Annotated in this window: 5 protein-coding genes; all 5 read left to right on the top strand. The window is 60.7% G+C overall.

Annotated elements, in window-relative coordinates; genetic code table 11:
- Nucleotides 1-196: 196 nt before the first annotated feature.
- The 5 genes from FJ398_24825 to FJ398_24805 all read left to right on the top strand — a co-directional run bounded on the left by FJ398_24825 (nt 197) and on the right by FJ398_24805 (nt 6,367).
- Nucleotides 197-676 (top strand): dihydrofolate reductase, encoded by a 480-nt coding sequence (locus FJ398_24825; protein MBM3841119.1) that lies wholly within the window; start codon nt 197-199, stop codon nt 674-676.
- A 193-nt stretch (nt 677-869) separates the two neighbouring features.
- Entirely contained in the window at nt 870-2,522 is a 1,653-nt protein-coding gene (gene murJ / locus FJ398_24820; GenBank protein ID MBM3841118.1) for a murein biosynthesis integral membrane protein MurJ, read from the top strand.
- Between the two features lie 79 nt (nt 2,523-2,601).
- Nucleotides 2,602-4,050, top strand: coding sequence for an anthranilate synthase component I family protein (locus FJ398_24815; protein ID MBM3841117.1), 1,449 nt, complete (start codon nt 2,602-2,604; stop codon nt 4,048-4,050).
- Nucleotides 4,051-4,117: 67 nt separating this feature from the next.
- On the top strand, nt 4,118-4,972 hold the full coding sequence (locus FJ398_24810) for a hypothetical protein (GenBank protein MBM3841116.1): 855 nt from the start codon (nt 4,118-4,120) through the stop codon (nt 4,970-4,972).
- A gap of 27 nt (nt 4,973-4,999) precedes the next feature.
- On the top strand, nt 5,000-6,367 hold the full coding sequence (locus FJ398_24805) for a Gfo/Idh/MocA family oxidoreductase (protein MBM3841115.1): 1,368 nt from the start codon (nt 5,000-5,002) through the stop codon (nt 6,365-6,367).
- The last annotated feature ends 195 nt before the right edge of the window (nt 6,368-6,562 follow it).

Below are 6,562 nucleotides of genomic sequence, written 5' to 3'. Positions count from 1 at the left end.
TTCTTTTTCGCCAGACTTCGTTGCTTGCTCCTTACAGATCCACTTCGGGATATGCTCGTCGCTCGCGCCTCGTCTGGCCGAAAAATCCCTTGCCGCGAACGTGAGCGTATTTATGAAATGGACCACTAAGTGATCCATTTCGGTGTGTTTTGGTTTGGAAATCGCCCAAGGCCGAGGAAGATAGCGGCGGTGAGTGATGAAACATTTCAAGGCCATCGCCGCGATGTCGGAGAACCGTGTGATCGGGCAGGGGAACAAGATTCCGTGGCATCTGCCTGAGGATTTCCAATGGTTCAAGAAGATGACGACGGGGAATGTCGTCGTCATGGGGCGCAGAACGTATGAATCGATTGGGAAACCCCTGCCGAACCGTCAAACCATCGTGCTCAGCCGATCTCCCCTGGCGATTCCCGGAGTGCGCGTCGCGGCCGGCTTAGCTGAAATCCCTTTGGAGCAGGAGACACGCGAGGTGTTCATCTGCGGCGGCGCGCAAATCTATGCTCAGGCCTTGCCGCTTTGCTCGGATCTCTTTCTCACGCTGGTCAAGCGGCATGTCGAGGGCGATGCCTTTTTTCCAGCCTTTGAAGATCGCTTCGAACTGGTCGGGGAGATCCTGAGCCGCGACGAGTTTTCGATTCGGCACTACCGCAACTCTGCTCCGCTGCCCCGCGGCTGACAGAAGCGATCCAGCGTGCTGGTCGCAAGCTGGAGCGGATTTTTCACAGAAGGCAACAAAGGTAACGGAGTCTTCGTTTTCGTTCCCTTTTGTAAAAGCTGCGAAGCCACTTTCGCGCGGTGGAATTTCGCGACCCACGATTTAACCTTGTAACACTGGAACGCTTCTCGATTTACTCACCGCGCTATCTCTCATGTCGCAGATGTTGAAATCCTCCGGCGCGATGGGCGCGGCCACGCTGGCCAGCCGTGTGCTCGGAATGCTCCGCGAGATTCTCTATGCGCGCTTCATGGGAGACGGCCCGGTCGCCGGAGCTTTCAAGCTGGCCTTTATGGCGCCGAATCTTTTCCGGCGGTTGCTTGGCGAAGGCGCCCTGACCGCGGCGTTCATCCCCCTCTTCAAGGAAAAAGAGCGGGCATCCGGCGATCAGGAAATGTGGCGTGCCGCCAATGCCGTAATCTCGGGCCTGATCGTCGCCGCGAGCGCAATCATCGGGTTGGTCTTGCTGGGTATTTCGCTGGTCTTGCTCTCTGATTCGCCGCAAAACCTGGGTGGCTTGTTGATGTCCGGAAACACGAACGCGGCTCAGGATTTTGCCAAGCCCGTTTTTCCCGCCGCCGGCTGGCTCAACCCCGAAACACGCCTCATGCTGGAGCTGTTGCGCGTCATGTTTCCGTACATGCTCCTGGTGTGCCTGGCCGCCGTGTTCATGGGCATGCTGAATTCGCGCGGATTCTTCTTCATCCCCGCCATGGGCGCGGCGGTCTTGAACGGCATCCTGATCGCCACCGTGCTCTGGGTCGCGCCGCGCTTCGGAGCCACGCTGGAAAAACAAATCTTCGCCGTGGCCATCGGCGTGCTGGTGGCGGGACTCGCTCAAGCGGCCTATCAACTGCCGTTGCTCTGGCGGGAAGGTTTTCGCTATCGCTGGACGCCGCCTTGGGGCAACGACACCGTCCGCATCGTCGTTCGGCGCATGGTCCCCGGCATGATGGGCGTGGCGGCGTTTCAGATCAACGTCGTGCTGACGCAAGGCATCGCGTTTTGGTTCGACCCGATGATCGTCGCTTCGTTCGATTACGCCGTCCGGCTCATGGAATTGCCGCAAGGCGTGTTTGGAATTTCGCTCGCGACATTTTTGCTGCCGACGCTGTCAGGTTTGGCCGCCGAAAAGAAATTTGACGAATTCCGCTCTACCGTCCGCCAAGCGCTCGGATATCTGATCTTCGCGAATCTGATTGCTTCGGTGTGTCTGGTGGTTTTGGCGGAGCCGATCATCCGGTTGCTCTTCGAACGCGGCGAATTCACCGCCCTGGCGACGCGGCGCGCGAGCTTCGCGCTGGCGTGTCTTGCGCCCGGACTCATTGCGTTTTCGACGGTGAACATCCTGGCGCGGGCGTTCTACGCGCTGGGCGACACGCAAACACCCATGAAGATCAGTTGCGTTTGCCTGGCCCTCAACGTCGTGTTTGTCATTGGACTGGCAGGGCCGTTCCGGCAAGGCGGCCTGGGAATCGCGAACACGCTCAGCGCCGCCGCCAACGTCTGGCTTTTGTTTCATGCGCTGCGTCGAAAACTGAAGCGGCTGGAACTGGGCGGCCTGCGCCGTCACGTGGTTCAAATGGCCGGAAGCGCGATCCTGGCCGGTGAAGCCGCGTGGCTGTGCAGCGCGGCGTGGGAACGCTGGATTGGCCACGTCGGGATTGTGGAAAGCCTCGGCGCTGTTTTTGTTCCCCTGACGATCGCGAGTTTGCTTTATGGCGCCGTGTTGCTGGGGCTCAAAGTTCCGCAGGCGCGCGAGTTTTTGGATTTGCTTCAACAAAAGCTGCGGCGTTCCAAACCCTGAGAGCGCATTGTCGGAGTACGGAACGCCGGAAGAATTTCACCGCTGGATTTCCGCCCAGAGAGAGATTAGAGGTTCTTCCGTGCGACCGTTGATCCATGAAGTTCAGACTCAACCCGCGCCGGAATCGGTGGCGGGGCGGATCGGCAGCGAAGCAGGCCTGGTCTTGCTGCGCACGGCGCTCTTCGGAACGCCGCACGCCAGATACTCCTTTGTGGCTGCCCATCCTTTCTTGACCTTCCGCTCCTTTGGCTCCCGCTGCGAAACGCGAGTGGGCGAGTGGCGTCTGGTCCAGTTCGGCGATCCCTGGCGGATTCTCGAGGGTCTGCTCTCGCGTTACGAGTTGCTTGACGAAATCGATCTCCCGTTCCCGCTCGGCGGGTGCTTCGGCTACTGGGGTTATGACCTGAAGAACTTCGTCGAGCCGAAGCTGCCGCGCCGCGCCGTAAACGACTTGGACCTGCCCGATTGCCACGTTGGATTTTACGATAGCCTCGTCGTCTTTGATCACCGGCTCACAAAGACGTGGATCGTCTCGACCGGCTTGCGGCCGGACGGGTCCCGGGACGCCGATCAGGCGCGCCGGCAGTTTGATCTGTGGCTGGAACGTCTGCGAGAGCGCCTTGATGCTCCGGATTTGCGTTTTACGTCTTACGTTTCACGGCCTCCCGCCCTGGTCAATTCCACCCACAACCGCCCTTCATTCCTTGCCGGCGTGAAGACCGCCCAGCGCTACATCCGCTCCGGCGACATTTATCAAGCCAACCTTTCCCAGCGCCTCTCCGCGCCGTGGGACGCGCCCGGTTGGGAAATGTACCGGCGTCTGCTCGCCGTGTCGCCCGCGCCCTTCTCTGCCTATTTGGATTGCGGCGAGTTTCAGATTGCCTCCTCGTCTCCGGAACTTTTTCTGCGCTTCAGCGGGGGGCATGTCTTGACGCGTCCGATCAAAGGGACACGAAAGCGGTCCACCGATCCGAGACGTGACGCGCAATTGAGCGAAGAGTTGCGCGCCAGCGCCAAGGACCGGGCCGAGCTGGTCATGATCACGGACCTCCTTCGAAACGATTTGGGCAAGATCTGCGAATTCGGCTCGGTTCAAGTGCCGGATCTCGTCTGTCTCGAACGCTACCCTCAAGTTCAGCATCTGGTTTCCACGATTGAAGGCCAGCTTCGCCCGGAGGTGACTCACCTGGCCGCGCTGGCCGCGGGTTTTCCAGGTGGAAGCATCACCGGCGCGCCGAAGTTTCGCGCCATGGAAATCATCGACGAGCTGGAGCCGGTGACTCGCGGGCCGTACACCGGGGCGTTGGGTTACCTCGGATTCAACCGGGAAAGCGAGCTCAGCATTCTGATCCGCGCCGCCATCTGTGGCGGCGGGTGCGCTCACTTCAATGTCGGCGCTGGGATCGTGGCCGACTCCGTGCCGGAGGCGGAATACGAAGAGACGTTGGCGAAAGCGGGCGGGTTCCTCGCCGCGCTGAATTGGCAACCACAAGGCGCCTCGGTCCCCGCCTTCGAGCGGTGTGGTTGACGAGTTCGAAGGCGAGGCGTCCTTTCGCAGCTTCCAACCAAAGTGAATTCGCCGTTTATTTGAAACCATGATTGTCTTTCTGAACGGCGCATTCATTCCTGAAGAAGCCGCCACGGTCTCCGTGTTCGATCGTGGCTTTGTTTATGGCGATGGACTCTTTGAAACGATTCGGCTCTACCGAGGCCGTCCTTTCCGTTGGGACGATCACGGGGCCCGGCTTCAACGCGGCGCGGAGTTTCTGGGCATTCGATTGCCGTTCTCTCCCCATCAACTCCGTTCGAGCGTCGAAGAGTTAGTCCATCGCAACAAGCTGACCGAAGCCAGCCTTCGGATTGTTCTGTCCCGAGGTGTCGGACCCCGCGGTTATTCCACCCAGGGAGCCGATTGTCCCACGCTCGTTATGTCACTGCATTCTGCGCCGACGACGAGGCCGAGCCCGCTCCACTGGAGATTGATCACTGCCTCGCCGCGAATCGTGCCGAACGATCCCCTCAGCCGCCACAAAACGTGCAACAAACTCCCCAACATCCTCGCCCGCGCCGAAGCCGACGCCCGAGACGCAGACGAAGCGCTTTTGCTGAACACGCGTGGCGAGGTCGCGGAAGCCACCGGCGCGAATCTGTTCTGGATCGACGGTCAAACGGTATTCACTCCGCTCCTCGACAGCGGCGCGCTGCCTGGAATCACGCGCGCGGTCGTTATTGGAATTTGCGGCGGCCTGTCGATCCCCTGCCTGGAACGCCCCCTTCAGCCCGAGCTCCTCCGGAACGCGGAAGGAGTGTTTCTGACTTCGTCTGGAGTCGAGGTCGTCGAAGCCCTCAGTCTCGACGGCTATCCACTCAGGCGTTCCGAGCTGACAGCCAGAGTGCACCAGGCCTACCGTTCCTTGGTCTCCGAACTCGACCCAAAATTCATTGTCTGACTCAATTCACAGACGTAGTCTCGAATTATGCAAACTTCTGATCTTCTCCATTCTTTCTCCCGTCCTCTCAGCCGGCGCCGATTTCTGCGAGTCTCGACTCTCTCGGCAGGAGCGATCGCGATCGAGGGGCCCGCGCTGCTCCGTGGGCAAAACCTCAACCACAAGCTTAACATCGGCGTCATCGGCGCCGGGGGACGCGGCGGCTACGCCATCCAGCAATCCAGCGGCGAAAACATCGTCGCGATCTGTGATGTGGCCGAGGACCGGCTCAACAGCATCGGAGAGAAGCTGCCGCAGGCGCGCCGGTATGTGGATTTCCGGAAGCTGCTCGACGAGGCCAAGGACCTCGACGCGATCACGGTCGCGACGGCCGAGCACACACACGCCTTTGCCACGCTCTGGGCCTTGCAACTGCGCAAGCCTGTCTATTGCGAGAAACCCCTGACCCACACAATTCTCGAAGCGCGGATTATCGCCGAGGCGGCGGCGAAGGCTAAAGTCGCCACGCAGATGGGGACGCAGAATCACGCCAACCCCAATTACCATCGGGTGGTCGAGCTGATTCAGACCGGCGCCATCGGCCCGGTGCGCGAGGCGCATGTCTGGGTCTCGCGCGCGTGGGGTTGGCAAACGCCCGAGGAAGCAAAGGCCAACAAGGATATTCTCAGCGTGCAAGACCGTCCTGAAGGTTCCTCGCCCGTGCCGCCCGGGTTGAATTGGAACCTCTTCATCGGACCGGCGCCTTACCGCGTCTTCCACGAAGTCTATTGGCCCGGACCGAAGTGGTATCGCTGGTGGGATTTCGGCAGCGGCACCATGTCCGACATGGGCAGTCACCTCAACGACCTGCCGTTCTGGGCGCTCAAGCTCCGCGACCCGCTCACGATCGAGTCCGACGGCCCGCCGCCGCACGCCGAGATCGCGCCCGCCTCAATGTTCGCGCGCTACACCTACGGGCCGCGGGGCGACATGCCGCCCGTGGCGGTCACCTGGTATCAAGGCACGAAAAAACCCAGTTACTACACCGAGGGAAAGATTCCGCCATGGGGCATGGCCATTCTGTTCGTCGGCGACAAAGGGATGCTGCTCTCGGATTACGGCAAGCACGTGTTGCTGCCGGAGGAAAAGTTCAAGGATTTCAAGCGTCCGGAGCCGTTCATCCCGAAGTCACCCGGCCATTTCTCGGAGTGGCTGGCGGCCTGCCGGACCGGCCAGCCCACCGGCTCGAACTTCGACTACGCCGCCGCACTCACCATCGCCAATCACCTGGGCAACGTCGCCTATCGTGTGGGCAAGAAGATCGAATGGGATCCGGTGAATCTGAAAGCGAAGAACGCCCCCGAAGCCGACCTCATCATCCGCAAGCCCTACCACAACGGCTGGAAACTCGTCTGAGCCAGAGCGCGGCTGTGTCGTCTCGACCAGCCGCAGGGCAGCGCCCAATCTTAAAGCACGCTCTTAGACTTAGTGGTCCGTTTCGTAAATACGCTCACGTTCGTTGCGCCCAATTTGGCCTGGGGCAAGGCGCGACGAGCGAGCATCCCCCGCCAGTGGGGCTGTGACCGAGGAGCAACGCAGCCCCAGGCAAAA

The sequence above is a fragment of the Verrucomicrobiota bacterium genome (genome assembly GCA_016871535.1).
Taxonomy (GTDB): domain Bacteria; phylum Verrucomicrobiota; class Verrucomicrobiia; order Limisphaerales; family SIBE01; genus VHCZ01.
The sequence above is the reverse complement of the archived record's forward strand: the minus strand, read 5'-3'. Positions and strand labels throughout refer to the sequence as shown.